The sequence below is a fragment of the Streptomyces sp. NBC_00872 genome (assembly GCF_045161915.1).
GTDB lineage: Bacteria > Actinomycetota > Actinomycetes > Streptomycetales > Streptomycetaceae > Streptomyces.
This window is the reverse complement of sequence record NZ_CP108806.1, coordinates 3,615,588-3,633,730: the sequence shown is the minus strand read 5'-3', so window position 1 is coordinate 3,633,730 and position 18,143 is coordinate 3,615,588. Positions and strand designations below refer to the sequence as shown.

13 protein-coding genes are annotated in these 18,143 nt (G+C 72.6%); 8 read left to right on the top strand and 5 right to left on the bottom strand.

Annotated elements, in window-relative coordinates:
• Window positions 1–429: 429 nt before the first annotated feature.
• Window positions 430–1,326, bottom strand: a complete 897-nt coding sequence (locus OG214_RS15410; RefSeq protein WP_363080394.1) for an alpha/beta fold hydrolase — start codon at window positions 1,324–1,326, stop codon at window positions 430–432.
• Window positions 1,327–1,710: 384 nt separating this feature from the next.
• On the opposite strand from OG214_RS15410, the gene OG214_RS15405 reads away from it, so the two are divergent.
• On the top strand, window positions 1,711–2,124 hold the full coding sequence (locus tag OG214_RS15405) for a cobalamin B12-binding domain-containing protein (protein WP_363080393.1): 414 nt from the start codon (window positions 1,711–1,713) through the stop codon (window positions 2,122–2,124).
• A 111-nt stretch (window positions 2,125–2,235) separates the two neighbouring features.
• Here OG214_RS15405 and OG214_RS15400 read toward each other — a convergent pair whose 3' ends face one another.
• The gene (locus OG214_RS15400) at window positions 2,236–4,038 is read right to left on the bottom strand and encodes a DUF5691 domain-containing protein (protein WP_405985068.1); all 1,803 of its coding nucleotides are present in this window, start codon (window positions 4,036–4,038) and stop codon (window positions 2,236–2,238) included.
• 78 nt (window positions 4,039–4,116) lie between these two features.
• The gene (locus tag OG214_RS15395) at window positions 4,117–5,478 is read right to left on the bottom strand and encodes an SWIM zinc finger family protein (RefSeq protein ID WP_405985067.1); all 1,362 of its coding nucleotides are present in this window, start codon (window positions 5,476–5,478) and stop codon (window positions 4,117–4,119) included.
• Between the two features lie 149 nt (window positions 5,479–5,627).
• Between OG214_RS15395 and OG214_RS15390 the strand changes: the two genes are divergently transcribed.
• The 6 genes from OG214_RS15390 to sucD all read left to right on the top strand — a co-directional run bounded on the left by OG214_RS15390 (window position 5,628) and on the right by sucD (window position 13,310).
• Entirely contained in the window at window positions 5,628–6,077 is a 450-nt protein-coding gene (locus OG214_RS15390; RefSeq protein ID WP_382856599.1) for an MmpS family transport accessory protein, read from the top strand.
• Between the two features lie 115 nt (window positions 6,078–6,192).
• The gene (locus OG214_RS15385) at window positions 6,193–7,314 is read left to right on the top strand and encodes an AAA family ATPase (protein ID WP_405985066.1); all 1,122 of its coding nucleotides are present in this window, start codon (window positions 6,193–6,195) and stop codon (window positions 7,312–7,314) included.
• Window positions 7,311–9,779 carry a DUF5682 family protein gene (locus tag OG214_RS15380; RefSeq protein WP_405985065.1) on the top strand — a complete coding sequence of 823 codons (2,469 nt, stop codon included), beginning with the start codon at window positions 7,311–7,313 and terminating at the stop codon, window positions 9,777–9,779. The genes OG214_RS15385 and OG214_RS15380 overlap by 4 nt, the downstream gene beginning before the upstream one ends.
• 86 nt (window positions 9,780–9,865) lie before the next feature.
• Window positions 9,866–10,999 (top strand): VWA domain-containing protein, encoded by a 1,134-nt coding sequence (locus tag OG214_RS15375; RefSeq protein ID WP_405987513.1) that lies wholly within the window; start codon window positions 9,866–9,868, stop codon window positions 10,997–10,999.
• A 205-nt stretch (window positions 11,000–11,204) separates the two neighbouring features.
• Window positions 11,205–12,380 (top strand): ADP-forming succinate--CoA ligase subunit beta, encoded by a 1,176-nt coding sequence (gene sucC / locus OG214_RS15370; RefSeq protein WP_363084602.1) that lies wholly within the window; start codon window positions 11,205–11,207, stop codon window positions 12,378–12,380.
• Between the two features lie 45 nt (window positions 12,381–12,425).
• Entirely contained in the window at window positions 12,426–13,310 is an 885-nt protein-coding gene (gene sucD / locus OG214_RS15365) for a succinate--CoA ligase subunit alpha (protein ID WP_363084601.1), read from the top strand.
• A 155-nt stretch (window positions 13,311–13,465) separates the two neighbouring features.
• Here the strand turns inward: sucD and OG214_RS15360 are convergent, their stop codons facing one another.
• Window positions 13,466–15,007, bottom strand: coding sequence for a helix-turn-helix domain-containing protein (locus OG214_RS15360; RefSeq protein WP_405985064.1), 1,542 nt, complete (start codon window positions 15,005–15,007; stop codon window positions 13,466–13,468).
• Between the two features lie 116 nt (window positions 15,008–15,123).
• On the opposite strand from OG214_RS15360, the gene OG214_RS15355 reads away from it, so the two are divergent.
• Window positions 15,124–17,124: a DUF6350 family protein gene (locus OG214_RS15355; protein WP_405985063.1), complete on the top strand. Its 2,001-nt coding sequence runs from the start codon at window positions 15,124–15,126 to the stop codon at window positions 17,122–17,124.
• Here the strand turns inward: OG214_RS15355 and OG214_RS15350 are convergent.
• Window positions 17,114–18,103, bottom strand: coding sequence for a hypothetical protein (locus tag OG214_RS15350; protein WP_405985062.1), 990 nt, complete (start codon window positions 18,101–18,103; stop codon window positions 17,114–17,116). The genes OG214_RS15355 and OG214_RS15350 overlap by 11 nt on opposite strands.
• Window positions 18,104–18,143 lie beyond the last annotated feature (40 nt).

Sequence of the window (18,143 nt, the reverse complement as noted above, 5' to 3'; positions counted from 1 at the left end):
GGCTCCGGCGTCGTACTGCGTCTCGTACGGCCCGGTGGGGGCCGGAGCGCCTTCATAACCGCCCGGCAGGGAGCCGAAGAGCGGGTCGGTCTCATAGCTGCCGGTCTGGTAACCGTCATATGCGGCGTACCCGGCGTGGGCGTGCTGGTCGTTCACCAACTTCTCTCTCGCCTCGGCAGCAGAACCAGGGTCTGGGGAAAACCGGTCCTGAGTGGAGAGGACCCCCAGAGGGAAAGCAGTGGCCGCGACTGTACCCGGCGGTATGCGACGGCGACAATCTTCCGCAGGTTTTGGGATCCGAGGAAACGGGCATTCGGCCGTGTTTCGGCGGACTGCGGGCACAGGCTTGGCCGTACGTTCGAAGGGTGTTCGAGTGAGCGGTCCGGTCCGATGCCCGGTCCGATGCCCGGTTTGGAGGCTGGTCGGGGCTCAGGCGACGGACGCCGGTCCGTCGGCCGCGGAATCCCCGTCGGGCTCGCCGCCGGAACCGAGATCGGGCAGGAATCCCGATTCGAGTACACGCCGTACACCGGCCGCGACCGAGGGATGAACCGGCAGGGTGAGATGGCCGAGACCGCCCACATGCACGTTCTGTGTGAGGAGATCGGGGTGACTGATACGCGCCGCCTCCACCGGGTCCATGAGCTGGTCGAGATCGCTCCAGAAGCTCACGAACCGGGTACGGCAGCCGGGCGCGGGCAGCCTCAGCTCCTCGATCAGGGCGGATCCCGGCCGCATCTGCCGCACCACGGGGTGGGCGTCCGCCAGCGGCACGGCGGTGGTGCCCTCGTGGGGCGTACCGAGCGTGACCAGGATACGAATCCGGGTGTCGCCGCCCAGACGCTGCGCGTAGTACCGGGCGATCAGACCGCCCAGGCTGTGCCCCACCACATCGACCTGACTGTGGCCGGTCCGGACGCAGATCTCCTCGATGTGCCGGCTGAGCAGCTCGGCGGCCGTACGGATGTCGAACGTCAACGGCGAGTAGTTGAGCGAGATCAGACGTGTCCAGCCGTGCCGGGAGAGGGAGCGGCGCAGCATCACGAAGACGGAGCGGTTGTCGACGAGGCCGTGGAGCAGCACGACGGGGGGCCGGGCGCGGCCCTCGGTGGGGAGCTGGGGGGTTTCGGGCGACAGCGGCGCGGCGCGGCGCTCCTGGACGATCCCGGCGGGGTAGAGGACGAGATGGCCGGTGAGGATGGCCAGATCGATCGCGCTGGCGCGGAGCAGGGCGGCCGGGGGTGTCGTCACCTCGCGTACGCGGCTCACCTGGCGCAGCAGTGGAGGCAGGAGCGGAGAGAGCGGAAAGAACGGCAGAATTTGCATGGCCGACCTCCGAACGGCACCCGGGAGGCGGCTCTGACCCCCGTGTGCCCTCATGGGGCGCCGCTCACGCGGGTCGGATCGCGGCCGACGTGCCGGAGCCGACGCACCGGTAACCTCCACCGCACCGCCCCGGCGGTCCGGTGGAACGCGCCTGTGTGGCGGCTCCTCTGCGGCTCCCCTTGCGGCTGTCCCGACCCGGCCGTGGGGCCGAGCGGTACCGGAACACCGCAAAGCGAACATGTCCCACGTGTGATTTCCCCCTCGCCGACCGTCGCGAAACAGCGGGGTGCGGGATGCTGTGGATAACGTTCGTTCACCTCTCCGGGCCAGGCGGGCGCGGGGACCCGGGCCAATTGACGACGCAGTCGGTATGTGGAGGCAGTGATGGGTGTGACCGGTCCGATCCGCGTGGTGGTGGCCAAGCCGGGTCTCGACGGCCACGATCGCGGGGCCAAGGTGATCGCGCGGGCGCTGCGCGACGCCGGTATGGAGGTCATCTACACGGGGCTCCACCAGACCCCTGAGCAGATCGTGGACACCGCGATCCAGGAGGACGCCGACGCGATCGGGCTGTCCATCCTGTCCGGTGCGCACAACACCCTTTTCGCGAAGGTGATCGAGCTGCTGAAGGAGCGGGACGCGGAGGACATCAAGGTCTTCGGCGGCGGCATCATCCCGGAGGCGGACATCGCGCCGCTGAAGGAACTGGGCGTGGCGGAGATCTTCACCCCTGGCGCGACGACGACATCGATCGTCGCCTGGGTCAACGACCATGTCCGCCAGCCGACGGGCGCGTGAGCTCCGGTCCCGGTGTGCCCCGCATATTCGGCATGCCTTGTAGGTAACGCAGGGTGGGCGGGCCCTCAGGCTCGGGCCTCCAAGGCTCGGGCCGTTACGGCTCTACCACTGCTACGGCGCTGAGGGTTCTGCGGATAGGTGCGGCGCGGCCTGTACGGCTGGTGCGGCCTGTAGGGCCTGTACGGCTGGTGCGGTCAGATCGGCCAGTTCGGCCAGTTCGGCCGGTGGCGCCGGCACCTCCGGTTCGGTGGTTTCCCTCAGTTCCGACAGCATCGCCGCGCGCAGCCGGAGCGTGGAGACCAAGCGCTGGAACGCCTCCGACCAGTAGCCGCCCGCGCCCGGCGAGGCGTCCTCGGTCTCGTCCGGGGTCGCGGTGAGCAGGTCGAGCCGGCTCGCCTCGGCAGGGTCGAGGCAGCGTTCCGCGAGGCCCATCACCCCGCTGAAGCTCCAGGGGTAACTGCCCGCGTCCCGGGCGATGTCGAGTGCGTCGACGACCGCCCGGCCGAGCGGCTCGGCCCAGGGCACCGCGCAGACGCCGAGCAGCTGGAACGCCTCGGAGAGGCCGTGGGCGGATATGAACGCGGCCACCCAGGAGGCCCGTTCGGCGGAGGGAAGCGTCGCCAGCAGTTTCGCCCGCTCCGCGAGGGACGGTGTACCGGTGCCGCTCTCCCGGGATGTCACCGGTGTGCCCAGCAGCGCGGCGGACCAGCGCGCGTCCCGCTGCCGGACGGCCGACCGGCACCAGGCCGCGTGGAGTTCGTCCCGCCAGTCGTCCAGGACGGGCAGCGCGACGATCTCCTCCGGAGTGCGGCCCCCGAGCCGGTCGGGCCAGGTGCCCAGCGGGGCGGCCTCCACCAACTGGCCCAGCCACCACGACCGTTCCCCCCGTCCGGCGGGCGGCGTCTGGACCACGCCGTCGCGCTGCATGTCCGTGTCGCACTCGTGCGGGGCCTCGACCACGATGACCTGGCCGCCGCCCGTGCGGTCCATGCTCACGCAGGTCGCCGCCCGCGCGGCCATCCGTCCCGCGAGCGCGGACTCCGGGAGCGCCGAGAGCAGTTCGGCCGCGGTGGAGCGGACATTGCGGCTGCGGTCCGACAGAGCCCGTTCCAGGAAGGGTTCGTCCGCCCCGGACAGCCCCGTACGCAGGGAGTCGAGGAACATCAGCCGGTCCTCGGCGCGCTCGGTCTGCCAGGTCGACGCCAGCAGCGCGCGGGCCGCCTCGCCGTCCTGCGCCCGTACCGCGCCGAGCAGGGCGATCCGCTCGGCGAACAGACCCTCCTCCCAGAGCACCCGCACGGCCTCGGCGTCCCGCGCCTCGGGCAGGACCGAACCACCGGAAGCGCCGCGCAGGGCGAACTTCCACTCGGGATTGAACCGGGCGAGCCAGAGACCGCGCGGCCCCGCGAAGGCCAGGGCCTGCGGCCGCAGATCGGTACGCGCGCGGGCCGCGTCGAGCAGCGCGGGCAGTACGGCTGCGGGCGCGCGGTAACCGTGCTCATTGGCGGCCGCCAGCCACTGCGGAAGCAGCTCGGTGAGATCGGGGGCCGTACCGCGGCGGCCTCCACCGCCCGAGGGTGCCGACCGGTCGGTGAGCAACTGTCCGAGCCGCCTCCCGGCCGACTCGGGCAACTGCCGCCGCCCGTCCCGGGGCGCCGGTTCGGGACGGGCGGCGGCGCGCGCGGGAAGCAGGCCCGCCCTGCGCCGTACGGTGTGCAGCGCGGCGGCGTCCAGCAGGGCGGCGGGCGCGTCCTGGCCGGGCGCCATGATCTCCGCGGGCGGGGTGCGGCGGTCCGTACCGAGCAGGGCCGCGGTGACCAGCCCTTCCCAGGCGGTCGTGCCCCCGCGCGCGCCGGTGGTGCCCGTGGCGCTGCTCGTGCCGGTGGCGCTGCTGGTGTCGGTGGTGCTCGTCATCGGGTCCTCCGTACATGCATCGGGTCCTCCGAAGGTGCGCGGGCGGCACCGCGCGCGGCGGTCGGATGAGCGGGACGGTCAGGTGAGCGGGACGGTCCCCGGTATGTCCTCGGCCCAGGCCGCGAGCGGATGGAAACCGCGGTGGCCGCACTCGCCGAAGACCGTCACGGGCGCGCCGCCGGAGACCGCGGCCAGCTTCCAGAGGCCGGGACGCCCCAGAGCCGCCGGTGCCACGGGCAGAGCGGATCCGCCGTCGGCGTCGGCCAGTTGCCAGCCGCCGCCCGCCTCGGGCACGGGTACGGGGACGACATCCCGCAGGGTCACCGGCCAGGCGTCGAGCCACGGGTCGTCCCGCAGCGCCGCGCCGTACGCCTCGATCGCCGCTGTCGTGGATCCGCCGGGCGGCGGCTCCTGGATCGGGCCCGGGACACCGAACTGCCGCCCCCAGTCGGCCCTCAGCTGTCCCGCGCCCGCGTGCGGGGTGACCTCGGCGTCGATCACCAGGCCCACCGGCAGTCCCAGCTCCGGGGACCGGCCCGCGGCCCCGAAGGAGAGCAGCAGCGCCGAGCGGCCCGAGTCCCGTCCGTACAGCCGGATCCGACGGGTGATCAGCTTGCCGTCCGAGGAGTCGTACTGAGCCAGGACCAGCCAGTGGTCCCTGACCGGGGCGCCCCCGAGGGGCGACGGGAGGCCGACCCGGGTACGGACCGTCGTCGCCAGCGGCTCCGGCAGCCGGTCGAGCCCCTGCCATCCCGCGGTCAGCAGACGCAGGAGCGCGGACTCCTCCAGCAGTCGCACCGGCCAGCCGGCCCCCGAGCCCGGGATCGCCCCCAACTCCCGTACCCTGCCCGCCAGTCCCGGCGCCTGTGCGTCGACCATCCGGGCAGCCGTCTCCTCCCACAGCCCGTACCCCGACTGCTCCGCCGCGGCCAGCCCGCCGCGCAGCAGATCCGTCAGCCGCTGCTCCAGCTCCGTCGTCCCCGCCGTGATCCGCGCGGCCCTGCGCTCCGCCCTGCGCCGCGCGGCCTCCGGATCGGCCGCCTTCCCCGGCGCGCCCCCGCCCGCCGTGCCCTCCGCCGCCTTCTCCTCGTCCCGCTGTCTGCGCCCTTCGAGCCACTCCTCGGCCCAGTCGGGCGCCTCCGACCGCCCCACGGTCTCCTCGTCGGCCGCCCAGAGCAGCAGCAGTCCGAGCGCGTGCTTGCACGGGAACTTCCGGCTGGGGCAACTGCACCTGTACGCCGGTCCCGTGGTGTCCACCACCGTCTGGTACGGCTTGCCGCCGCTGCCCTTGCACAGCCCCCACACGGACCCCGTGGCACTCGCTCCCGCGCCCGACCACGGTCCGGCCGTGCCCAGTCTGTTCCCCGCCTTGCGCGACGCGTCGTCAGGAGCCAGGGCCAGCACCTGTTCCGTCGTCCAGCGCACCCCCGTTGGATTCATGGACACGACGTTAGGACCCACCACTGACAATCGCCCCGACCTGCGATTTCAAGGACGATGCGGGCTCTTGCGCCACTCTCGCCCTGCCCTTTGCACTTCCTTTACGATTGTGTACGAGCGACATACGCGAAGACCCGGGGGGATCACAGATGAGCGGTACCACTCGCACAGCCCGTACCACCACCCGCACCACCCGTACGGTCAGGGCCGCCCTCGGCGCCCTCGCCGTCACCGGTCTGACGCTGGGACTGAGCGCCTGCTCCGAGACCGTCGACCAGGTGGACAAGGCCTTCAACGAGACCTACGAGGTCACCTACGAGGTCACGGGCAAGGGTGTCGACACGATCGAGTTCCACGGCGGCGGGGGCAAGGCCATGGATCCCAAGATCGAGACGGTCGAACGGCCCACGCTGCCGTGGAGGAAGACGGTCACACTCCGGGGCATCATGCCGCCCGCGGTCATGCCGACCGCCGTGGACATCACCGGCGCCGAGGTCACCTGCAAGATCATCTACAAGGGTGAGGTCATCAAGGAGGAGACGGGCGAGGGCCTGGCCACCGTGGGCGGCTGCATCGCGATCTCACCGATCGGCGACTGAACTCCCGCCCTCCGCACGGCCGTCCGCCGGGCCCCGGTCCGCGCGGACGGCCGATTGTCAGTGGCGTGGTGCACCGTGGAAGCCACATCCGGTCGATCGATCTGGAGGGGGATCCATGACCGTGCCCGAAACCACCGCCGCCACCGTGACCACGGGGAGCGAGGCGCTCCGTCCGCACGCCGAGGACGCGTTCGCCCACGAGCTGACGGCCCTGGCCGCGGCCGACGACCGGCAGCGGCCCGTGCGGTGGCGGCTGTCGCCCTGGGCCGTGGCCACCTATCTGCTCGGGGGCACGCTGCCCGACGGCACGGTGATCACACCGAAGTACGTGGGACCGCGCCGGATCGTGGAGGTCGCGGTCACCACCCTCGCCACCGACCGGGCACTGCTGCTCCTCGGTGTGCCGGGCACCGCCAAGACCTGGGTCTCCGAGCATCTCGCGGCGGCCGTCAGCGGTGACTCGACGCTGCTGGTGCAGGGCACGGCGGGCACACCGGAGGAGGCGATCCGGTACGGCTGGAACTACGCGCGACTGCTCGCCCACGGCCCCAGCCGCGGCGCGCTGGTGCCCAGCCCGGTGATGCGGGCCATGTCCGAGGGCATGACCGCGCGGGTCGAGGAGCTGACCCGTATCCCCGCCGATGTGCAGGACTCGCTCATCACGATCCTGTCCGAGAAGACGCTGCCGGTCCCCGAGCTGGGGCAGGAGGTGCAGGCGGTGCGCGGTTTCAATCTGATCGCCACGGCCAACGACCGCGACCGCGGGGTGAACGACCTCTCCAGCGCGCTGCGCCGCCGTTTCAACACCGTCGTCCTGCCGCTGCCCGCCACACCCGAGGCGGAGGTCGACATCGTCTCCCGGCGCGTCGATCAGATAGGGCGCTCGCTCGACCTGCCGGCCGGGCCCGAGGGCATCGACGAGATCCGCCGGGTCGTGACGGTCTTCCGTGAGCTGCGCGACGGTGTGACGACCGACGGCCGTACGAAGCTCAAGTCCCCTTCGGGGACGCTCTCCACGGCCGAGGCCATCTCCGTCGTGACCAATGGCCTGGCACTCGCCTCCCACTTCGGCGACGGTGTGCTGCGGCCCGGTGATGTGGCGGCCGGCATCCTCGGCGCGGTGGTCCGCGACCCGGCGGCGGACCGCGTGATCTGGCAGGAGTATGTCGAGACCGTGGTCCGCGAGCGCGACGGCTGGAAGGACTTCTACCGCGCCTGCCGCGAGGTGAGCGCGTGACGGCGGCGCGGGCGGCCGCCGGTGCCGCCGGGCGCGCGCCGCTGCTGCTCGGGGTCCGGCACCACGGGCCGGGGTCCGCGCGGGCGGTGCGGCGTGCGCTCGACGCGGCGGCGCCGCGCGTGGTGCTGGTCGAAGGGCCGCCCGAGGGCGACGCGTTGCTGGCGCTCGCGGGGGACGAGGCGATGCGACCGCCGGTCGCGCTGCTCGCGCACGCGGTGGACGATCCCGGACGGGCCGCGTTCTGGCCGCTGGCCGAGTTCTCACCCGAGTGGGTCGCGATCCGCTGGGCGCTGGCCCATGACGTACCGGTGCGGTTCATCGATCTCCCCGCGGCGCACTCACTGGCGCGGGCCGCGCAGGACAGCTCCGAGGACGAGCCCGGTGCCGGTCCAGAGCCCGACGCCGAGGAACTGCGCGTCGACCCGCTCGCCGTTCTCGCCGAGGCCGCCGGGTACGACGATCCCGAGCGCTGGTGGGAGGACGTCGTCGAGCATCAGGGGCCGGGCAGCCGTTCCGACGGCCCCTTCGCGCCGTTCGAGGCGGTCGCCGAGGCCATGGGCGCGCTGCGCGAGGAGTACGGCTCCGGCGGACACCGGCGTGATCTTGTCCGCGAGGCCCATATGCGTATCCAGCTGCGCGCGGCCCGCAAGGAGTTCGCCGACGGAGACATCGCGGTCGTCTGCGGTGCCTGGCATGTGCCCGCGCTGGCGGGAAGGACCACCCTCGCCGCCGACCGCGCCCTGCTGAAGGGCCTGCCCAAGGTGAAGACCGAGGTGACATGGGTGCCCTGGACCCATCGCAGGCTCGCCCGGCACAGCGGCTACGGCGCGGGGATCGACTCGCCGGGCTGGTACGGACATCTCTTCGCCGTGCCCGACCGTCCCGTGGAGCGGTGGCTCACCAAGGTCGCGGGTCTGCTGCGGGAGGAGGACCGCATCGTCTCCTCCGCCCATGTCATCGAGGCGGTACGGCTCGCCGAGACCCTCGCCGTGATGCGCGGCCGTCCACTGGCCGGTCTCAGCGAGACGACCGACGCCGTACGGGCCGTGATGTGCGACGGGTCGGACATCCCGCTCGGGCTCATCCAGGACCGGCTCGTCGTCGGGGATGTGCTCGGTGATGTCCCCGGCACGGCGCCCGCCGTGCCGTTGCAGCGCGATCTCGCCCGGCTCCAGCGCTCGCTGCGGCTCAAGCCGGAGGCGCTGGAGCGCGAGGTGGACCTCGATCTGCGCAAGGAGACGGACACGGCGCGCAGCCGGCTGCTGCACCGGCTGCGGCTGCTGGGCATCGACTGGGGCGAGCCCGCCGCGGGCCGGGGGAGCACCGGCACCTTCCGGGAGAGCTGGCGGCTGCGCTGGGAGCCCGAGCTGTACGTACGGGTCGCGGAGGCGGGCGTGTGGGGCACCACCGTGCTCGCCGCCGCCACCGCCAGGGCCGAGTCCCAGGCCGTGTCCGCGACATCGCTCGCCGAGGTCACGTCACTGGCCGAGCGCTGTCTGCTGGCCGGACTGCCCGATGCCCTGCCCCTGGTGATGCGGGCCCTGGCCGACCGCGCCGCGCTGGACGCCGATGTCGGCCATCTCGCCCAGGCGCTGCCCGCGCTCGCCCGCTCGCTGCGGTACGGGGACGTACGGTCCACCGACACCGCCGCGCTCGGGGATGTGGCGGCCGGGCTCGCCGAGCGGATCTGTGTGGGTCTGCCGCCCGCCTGCGCCGGGCTCGACGCGGACGGCGCCGCCGAGATGCGCAAGCACCTCGACGCCGTGCACACGGCGATCGGCCTGCTCCCGGACGCCCGTGGCGACGGCCACGAGCGTGACCGTACCCCCGCCCCTGCTCCCGCCCCTACCCCTGCTCCCGTCCACACCCCCGTCCACACCGAGGGCCGGGATCTCGCCGGGCGCTGGGGAACCGTCCTGCGCAAGCTCGCGGAGCGGGACACCGTGGCGGGGGTGATCAGAGGGCGGGCGGCCCGGCTGCTGCTGGACGACGGGCGGCTCGCCGAGGACGACGGCGCACGGCTCATGGGGCTCGCCCTGTCGCCCGGCACCCCGCCGGCCGACGCCGCCGCCTGGATCGAGGGTTTCGTCGGCGGCGCGTCGGGCGGCGGCATGCTCCTGATCCACGACGAACGGCTGCTCGGACTGGTCGACGGCTGGCTGACCGGGGTGCCGGCCGACTCCTTCACCGATGTACTCCCGCTGCTGCGCCGTACGTTCTCGGCGTACGAGCCGGGAGTACGGCGCACGCTGGGCGAGCTGGTCCGGCGCGGCCCCGCCGGCGGGGGGCCGGTGGAGTCCGGGTCCGGGGCCTTCGCGCCCGGCTTCGGCCCGGGGCTCGACGAGACGCGGGCCGATGCCGTGCTGCCGGTGCTCCGCCTGCTGCTGGGGCCCGCCGGGGCCACCGGCCCCGGCGTCGGCGTCGGCCCTGACCATGACCACGACCTCTCGGAGGTGACGGGATGACCGGGAACGCGACGGCCGGGGACGCGACTGCTGGCAACGGGACGGCCGGGGACGGCGCGGCGGACGAGCGGCTGCGCCGCTGGCGCATGGTGCTCGGCGGGGAGAGCGCCGACGGGACGGGCCGCGCGCTCTCCGGCAAGGACGCGGCGATGGACGGCGCGCTGTCGGCCCTCTACGGCTCGGGCAAGGAGCGTGGCAGCGGCGCCGGCCGCTCCGCCGGGCTCGGCGCCTCCGCGCCCTCCGTCGCCCGCTGGCTCGGGGACATCCGTACGTACTTCCCCAGCACCGTCGTCCAGGTCATGCAGCGCGACGCGATCGACCGGCTCGGTCTCTCCGCGCTGCTGCTCGAACCGGAGATGCTGGAGGCGGTCGAGGCGGACGTCCATCTCGTCGGCACTCTGCTCTCGCTCAACAAGGTCATGCCCGAGACGACCAGGGAGACCGCCCGCGCGGTGGTGCGCAAGGTGGTCCAGGACATAGAGAAACGGCTGGCGACCCGCACCAGGGCCACCCTGACCGGGGCGCTCGACCGGTCCGCGCGGATCAGCGGGCCGCGCCACCGGGACATCGACTGGGACCGTACGATCCGGGCCAACCTGAAGAACTACCTCCCCGAACACGGCACCGTCGTCCCGGAGCGGCTGATCGGCTACGGCAGGGCCACGCGGTCCGTGAAGAAGGAAGTCGTCCTCTGTATCGACCAGTCCGGGTCGATGGCCGCGTCCGTCGTCTACGCCTCGGTCTTCGGCGCGGTCCTGGCGTCGATGCGTTCGATCGCCACCCGGCTCGTCGTCTTCGACACGGCCGTCGTCGATCTCACGGACCAGCTCGACGACCCCGTCGACGTCCTCTTCGGCACCCAGCTCGGCGGTGGCACGGACATCAACCGCGCGCTCGCCTACTGCCAGTCGCGGATCACCAGACCGGCCGACACCGTGGTCGTCCTGATCAGCGATCTCTACGAGGGCGGCATACGCGACGAGATGCTCAAGAGGGTCGCGGCCATGAAGGCCTCGGGCGTCCAGTTCGTGGCGCTGCTCGCGCTGTCCGACGAGGGAGCCCCGGCGTACGATCGGGAGCATGCCGCGGCCCTCGCCGCCCTGGGCGCACCGGCGTTCGCCTGTACGCCGGACCTCTTTCCGGAGGTGATGGCGGCGGCGATCGAGAAGCGCCCGATCCCCGTGCCGGACAAGGATCTGCCGGGTACGAGACTCATGTGACAGGTATCACCGCTCAGGTGTGATCTGCGATTTAGGGACCCACGGCCCTCGGGGATAACCTGCGAGACGGACATGCCGCGTACCGGACAGCGAGTACGCCTTCCTCAGTGACAGCGCAGTCACGTTGCCCTTCGCGGCACGCCCACGCAGACAACGAACCCGCGATCACCAGGCTGCGGTTTAAAAGACAAAGGGACGGACACGCGTGGACCTGTTCGAGTACCAGGCGAGGGACCTCTTCGCCAAGCACGGTGTACCGGTGCTGGCCGGTGAAGTCATCACGACGCCTGACGCGGCTCGCGAGGTGACCGAGCGTCTCGGCGGCAAGGCCGTTGTCAAGGCGCAGGTCAAGGTCGGCGGCCGCGGTAAGGCGGGCGGCGTGAAGCTGGCCTCCGACCCGGCGGACGCCGTCGAGAAGGCCGGTCAGATTCTGGGCATGGACATCAAGGGCCACACGGTCCACCGGGTGATGCTGGCCGAGACGGCCGACATCGCGGAGGAGTACTACGTCTCCTTCCTGCTGGACCGCACCAACCGCACCTTCCTCGCCATGGCCTCCGTCGAGGGTGGTGTGGAGATCGAGGTCGTCGCCGAGGAGAACCCCGACGCGCTCGCCAAGGTCCCGGTCGACGCCAACGAGGGCTGCACCCCGGAGAAGGCCGCCGAGATCGTCGCCGCCGCGAAGTTCCCGGCCGAGATCGCGGACCAGGTCGCCGACGTGCTCCAGAAGCTGTGGACCGTCTTCATCGAGGAGGACGCGCTCCTCGTCGAGGTGAACCCGCTGATCAAGTCCGGCGACAACAAGATCATCGCCCTGGACGGCAAGGTCTCGCTCGACGAGAACGCCGACTTCCGCCAGCCCGGACACGCGGCTCTTGAGGACAAGGCCGCCGCCAACCCGCTGGAAGCCGCCGCCAAGGCCAAGAACCTCAACTACGTCAAGCTCGACGGCGAGGTCGGCATCATCGGCAACGGCGCGGGTCTGGTCATGTCGACCCTGGACGTCGTCGCGTACGCCGGTGAGGCGCACAGCGGTGTGAAGCCCGCCAACTTCCTCGACATCGGCGGCGGCGCCTCCGCCGAGGTCATGGCGAACGGGCTGGAGATCATCCTCGGCGACCCGGATGTCAAGTCCGTCTTCGTCAATGTCTTCGGTGGCATCACCGCGTGCGACGAGGTCGCCAACGGCATCGTCCAGGCCCTGGAACTGCTCAAGTCCAAGGGCGAGGAGGTCACGAAGCCGCTGGTCGTGCGGCTCGACGGCAACAACGCGGAGCTGGGTCGCAAGATCCTGTCCGACGCCGACCACCCGCTCGTGCAGCGCGTGGACACCATGGACGGGGCGGCCGACAAGGCCGCCGAGCTTGCCGCGGCACGCTGACTTCGCGCGTCTCCGACACGACAAAGGACCAGGAACTCCAACACCATGGCTATCTTCCTCACCAAGGAAAGCAAGGTCATCGTCCAGGGGATGACCGGCGCCACCGGCATGAAGCACACCAGGCTCATGCTCGCCGACGGCACCAACATCGTCGGCGGTGTGAACCCGCGTAAGGCGGGCACGTCCGTCGACTTCGACGGGACCTCCGTACCCGTCTTCGGCTCCGTGGCCGAGGCCATCGAGAAGACCGGCGCCGATGTCTCCGTCGTCTTCGTGCCCCCGGCCTTCGCCAAGGCGGCCGTCGTCGAGGCGATCGACGCCGAGATCGGTCTCGCCGTCGTGATCACCGAGGGCATCGCGGTCCATGACTCCGCCGCCTTCTGGGCGTACGCGAGCAGCAAGGGCAACAAGACGCGCATCATCGGTCCGAACTGCCCCGGTCTGATCACCCCCGGTCAGTCCAACGCCGGCATCATCCCGGGCGACATCACCAAGCCCGGCCGTATCGGTCTGGTGTCCAAGTCCGGCACGCTGACCTACCAGATGATGTACGAGCTGCGTGATCTCGGCTTCTCGTCGGCCGTCGGCATCGGTGGCGACCCGGTCATCGGTACGACCCACATCGACGCGCTCGCCGCGTTCGAGGCCGACCCCGACACCGATCTGATCGTGATGATCGGTGAGATCGGCGGTGACGCCGAGGAGCGCGCGGCCGACTTCATCGCGAAGAACGTCACCAAGCCGGTCGTCGGCTATGTCGCCGGCTTCACCGCGCCCGAGGGCAAGACCATGGGCCACGCCGGCGCCATCGTCTCGGGCTCCTCCGGCACGGCGCAGGCGAAGAAGGAGGCCCTGGAGGCCGCGGGCGTGAAGGTCGGCAAGACGCCGACCGAGACGGCCGGGCTGGCCCGCGCCATTCTGGCCGGCTGACCCTTCCGCACGACCGCAGGACCGCAGGACCGCACGACCGCACGGCTTTTTTTGTACGGCACGACCCGTACGGGGTCGTCACTCGTACGGCACCACGCGCGTGGGCCCGCACCCCGAGTCAGGGGTGCGGGCCCACGCGCGTCGTGCGCGCCGTGTCAGAACGGTTCCGGTACGAGCCGGGGCGGCCCGTTCGTCAGCTCGGAGTGGAGCTTGTCGCGCAGCTTGCGGTCCTCCTTGCTCAGCCGCTGCGGGCCGCTGGGCACCGGCACGTCGCCGATCTGTTCGCCCGGCGCCTGCGGCGCTTCGTACCGCGTCGGAGCGGTGGCCAGGGTGAAACTCGTCGCCCCCACGATCAGCGCGGTGAAGGCGATGGCGACCCGCGTCCAGAGCTTGGACCTGCGCTCGCATCCGGTCCGTACGGTGCGGGGTGCGGTGAGCTTCGGCGGGGGCACGGCCTCGGTGAGGACGCCGAGGCGCTCGCCCAGCAGCTCGATGTCGGTCAGCTCGGGATCCTTCGCGGCGACCGCCTCACGGGCGTGCGTCACCCGGCTCGCGGCGGCCGGGGTGCTCGCCTCGGTCTCGGCCGCGGTGTCGGGCAGATCGAGGCCGAGACCGTCGTAGAGCAGCAGCGTGCGGCGGTACGACGGCGGGAGGGACAGCAGCGCCTCGCGGAGCAGCTTCCGGGCGGGCGTGTCCTGCTCGCCGGGCATGGTGTCGGGGCGCTTGGGGGAGCGGCGCATCCGGTGCCAGGGCGACAGCGCGTACTCGTGCGCCGCGGCCCGGATCCAGCCCACCGGGTCGCGGTCGACGGCGACCTCGGGCCAGCGCTGCCAGGCGAGCCGGAAGGCGCGCTCGACGGACTCCTGGGAGAGGGAGTGCCGCCCGGTGAGCAGATAGGCCTGGCGTACGAGGGAGGGCGCGGCGAAGGTGTACAGCGCGTCGAAGGCCTGCTCAGGGGTGAGCGGTCTGCTTTCGAGGCCGCTGCCGCCGGCACTGCTGTCGCTGCTGTCGTCGGTGCCGGTGCCGTCGCTGCTCGTGCCGGCGCGGGTGGCGGTTCCGCTTCCCTTTCTTCCCTTTCCGGTTTCGCCTCCGCTTCCCTTTCCACTTGCGCTCGTGGTTCCCGTGCCGGGCGTCGTGCTCTGGGTTCCGGCGCCGGTGGTGGTACCCGTCCGGGCACGTGCCCGGGGTTCCGTTCCGGTACGCGCCCAGGACGGGGCCAGGGGTGCCCGGGGCGCCATGGGCATCGGGGACCCGGCCGGTGGCCTGGCGGTCGCCGGATCGCGTGACGGCTGGACGGACGGGGACGGCTGAACGGCCGGCCACGCCGCTTTCGGGGGTGCCGGCGTCCGCCCGGCCCTGCTGCGGCTCTGCGGCGCTGACGATGTGCCCTGCTGCCGTGCGGCGGAACGCTCCATGGCCGCCCTGCGCGCCTCCCGCTCGGTCCGCGCGGCCTTCTCCCGCAGCTCCGCGTCCAGGGCGGCCAGCAGCTTCGCGTAACTCTCCGCCTTGCGCCCGCGCGGAGTCGTGCGGCCGGCCTCCCAGGACCGGATCGTCGCCCGCGAGACACCCACGGCCGAAGCGACCTGCTTCTCGGTCATCGACCTCGCCTCCCGCAGCCTGCGCCGCTCCTCGGGAGGCGGCAGCGGCGGGACGGCGGGGGAGCCGTCCGCGGTGCTCTGCGTGGTGTTCTGCGTCATGAGGGACTCCCCGCAGCACGATTCTGGCCAAAAAAGCACATAAACTTATATTGGGCGACACGGCGAACATTCGCCTGTTACGTGGATCAAGCGCGTGTCGTGGGCAGCATGGCGACGTGACCCAATTGACCGATCGCAGCGCGCCGTTGTCCTCGGCCTCGGCGGTGGAACGCGGCAGGGCGGCGGCGCTGACCGCCTCGTTCCTCCGCGGGGCCATCGCCGCGTGCCTCGGCCTCGGCCTGTTCGCGGTGCTGGTGCTGGCGATGTGGATCATTTCGCCCTACCCCGACACCGGGGCGGGCGGAGCCCTGCGCGTCGCCGCCGCGCTGTGGCTGCTGACTCATGGCATCGAGCTGGTGCGCGCCGACACCCTTTCGGGAAATCCCGCGCCGCTGGGGGTGATCCCGCTGCTCCTGATGGCCCTGCCGGTCTGGCTGGTGTACAGGACGGCCAGGGACGCCCTGGAACCGGACGACGGGCCGCCCCGTCTCTCCGCGTCGGCCGTCGTGTTCACCCTGACCGGTGGATATCTGCTGGTCGGCACGGTGTCGGTGCTCTACGCGACGGGCGCTCCGCTCAGCGCGCACCCGCTGCGTGCCGCGCTCACGCTGCCCGTGGTGGCGGCCCTGTCCGCGACGGCCGGGGCGTGGACGGCGGGCGGCGGACGCCCGCGTGGTCTCCTGCCGTCCTGGCTGCCCGGTGGCCCCCGGAGAGCGCTCGTCCGTGCCATTGGGGCGCCCGCGGCCCGGCGCGGGGCCGCCGTCGCGCTGCGGGCGGGCGTCGCGTCGGTGCTGTTGCTGCTGGGCGGCGGCGCGCTGCTGGTCGGGATCTCCCTGGCGTGGCACGGCGAATCGGCGCATCTGTCGTTCGTACGGCTCGCCTCCGACTGGTCGGGACGGTTCGCCGTGCTGCTGCTGGCGCTGGTGCTCGTGCCGAACGCGGCGATGTGGGGCGCCGCGTACGGCCTGGGACCGGGCTTCGCGCTCGGTACGGGCGCGACGGCCACCCCCTTCGGGGTCACGGGTGACTACTCGCTGCCGTCCTTCCCGCTGCTCGCGGCGGTGCCCGAGGGGCCGGGGTCGGCACTGACCTGGGCCGCGGCGGGCGTGCCGGTGCTCGCGGGAGGCGCGCTGGCCTGGTTCACCGTACGGGTGGCCGCCCCGCCGTACGCGGAGAAGGAGGAGGCCTGGGGTGTGGGTGCGACCGCGGCGACGGCGGCGCTGGGCGCGGTGGTGTGCGCGGTGCTGACGGCGTTCCTGGCGGCGATGTCGGGCGGGCCGATGGGCAACGGCAGACTGGCGGTCCTCGGGCCGGTGTGGTGGCTGACGGGCGCGGCCGCGCTGGTGTGGACGGTGGGGCTCGGCGTACCGATGGCGCTGGTGCTGCGGGCCTGGCGACTGCGGGAGCGGCGGGGCGGCGACGCACCGCCACCGCCGGAACCGGCGGCGGGAGCCGGGGCCGGTGCGAAGGCGCCCGACGCGAGCGGTGGGGCCGATGGCGAGGCCGCGGAGTCGGGAGGTCCGGCGGCGGCGTGGTGGCCGGCGCCTTGGCGGCGGCTGATGTGGCTGCTCAGCGGCAGGGCGGTGACGGAGACGCCGGCGCCGGAGCCGTCGTCGAAGGCGGTCGGCGGCCTGGGTGTCCTGGCCCGGGACCCGGACGCGCACCCGGATGCCCAGGGCCGCTCCGGCGCCCAGGCCCGCACTCGTACCCGGGCTCGTGCCCGCCCCCGCTCCGACGCCCGGGTCCGGGGCGCCCGCGCGGTCCCGGCCGCGCACAGGGCGGAGGTGAGAGAGCCGGAATTCGAGCCGTACGACTTCCTGCTGGACGAGGCCTGGCACGAGCGCGGTGCGCGGCAGACACGGTGGGCGGCGATCAAGGCGGCCTCGGGCGGTCCGGCGGCCGACTTCCCGCCCACGGGAACGCCCCAGGGGCCGCCCTACGCCAAGCCACCCGGGCCGCCCTACGCCAAGAAGAGCGACTTCAAAAAGAGCGACTCCAGCAAGGGCGGCTTGAGGAAGGCCGGCTTCAGGAAAGGCGGACGCAGGAAGAGCGGTCCCGACGGATCCGTCCCGGATTCCGGCACGGCCTCCGGTCCCGGGTCCGGGTTCACTCCTTGACGCCGAAGACCGGGACCAGCGAAGACGGCAGCTCGTCGTTGCAGGAGAGCTGGCCCGTCTTCGTCAGGGAGTCGTTGAGACAGGTGTAGTAGTCGCGGTAGACCACCTGCACGGTGAAGGTCGCGGCCACGATCGCCAGCGCGATGGCGGCCGTCACCAGGCCGCTCACCGCCGCCGTCGTCTGCTGCCGGCTCGACACCGCCACCGGACCGGCCGGGCCGTGGCCCGGACCTCGGGGGCCCTGGGCCGGGGCGTTCTGCCCGGTGGCCGAAGTGGCCGGCGCGGTCGGAGCGGGGAAAGCGGACACGCCTGACGGCGAGCCGCCGGACGCGGCGCCGTCCTGGCCGGAGGACGAACCGCTCGCCGGCTTGTTGCGCAGGGAGCTGATGCCCCAGTACAGCGCCAGGGAGCCGAGCAGCAGGGCGATCTCCGGGAAGTCGAAGAGCGCGAAGAAGAAGGCCCACATCCCGCCGAGCAGCGCGTAGCGGGCACGGCGCTGGATCGGGTCCGTCGGATCCCAGCGCAGCCCGCCGCCACGGCCTCCCTCGGGACCGTCCTGGTCGGAGCCCTGGCCCTGCTGCCCGTTCTGACCGCCCGGTCGGCTGCCGAAGCCGCCCGTGGAGCGGCCCGGCTGGCGGCTGCTCCACTGGCTGCCCCAGCCGCCCCGGTCGGGGCCGGATCCTGACCCGTCGCCGGACGGGCCGGCGCCCTCGGGGTGCCGGGGCCGCCAGGGCTGGTCGGGCCTGCCCTCGGGCGGCGGTGCGAAAGGATTGTCGTCTACGGGCCCTGAGGACCCACCGGACCCCGAGGACCCACCGGCACCCGGGCCCGAAGCGGGGCCGGAGTCCGGGGAATCCGGGGAACCGGAGGATCCCGTGGTCCCCGACGGCCCGGAGGAGGACTGGCGTTCCCGCGGCAGCAGCACCGGCCCAGCGGGCGGCGGGAGGTGGAGTGCCGTGCGGCGGCGTCGGTCCTGCATCTGGTGAACGTCTTCCCCTCAGACCCTGCGCGCGGGGGTC